Here is a 425-nt window from a genome sequence, read left to right on the forward strand (position 1 = left end):
ATCGTGGCCAATCCGGACGTGGTGTGGGGCCCCGGCAGCATCGACGAACTGCTCGACGCCGCCGCCAGGTGGCCGACGGCCGGTGCGCTGGGCCCGCTGATCCGCGACCCGGACGGCTCGGTCTACCCGTCGGCCCGCCAGCAGCCGAGCCTGGTGCGCGGAGCGATGCACGCGATCGTCGGTCCGGTCTGGAAGTCGAACCCCTGGACGGCCGCCTACCGGCAGGAGCGCCTCGAGCCCAGCGAACGTCCGGTCGGCTGGTTGTCCGGCGCGTGTCTGTTGCTGCGCCGGTCGGCATTCGACGAGGTGCACGGTTTCAACGAGCGGTACTTCATGTACATGGAGGACGTTGACCTCGGCGATCGCCTCGCTCGGGCCGGCTGGCTGAACGTCTACGTGCCGGCCGCCGAGGTGTTGCATGACAA

At 69.9% G+C, this 425-nt stretch carries 1 protein-coding gene; it reads left to right on the forward strand.

Annotated elements, in window-relative coordinates; genetic code table 11:
• Positions 1-425: glycosyltransferase family 2 protein (locus D7Y13_RS43480; protein ID WP_147452740.1), on the forward strand; the 425-nt coding region annotated here is incomplete at both ends.

This window comes from Corallococcus praedator (assembly GCF_003612125.1).
GTDB classification, from domain to species: domain Bacteria; phylum Myxococcota; class Myxococcia; order Myxococcales; family Myxococcaceae; genus Corallococcus; species Corallococcus praedator.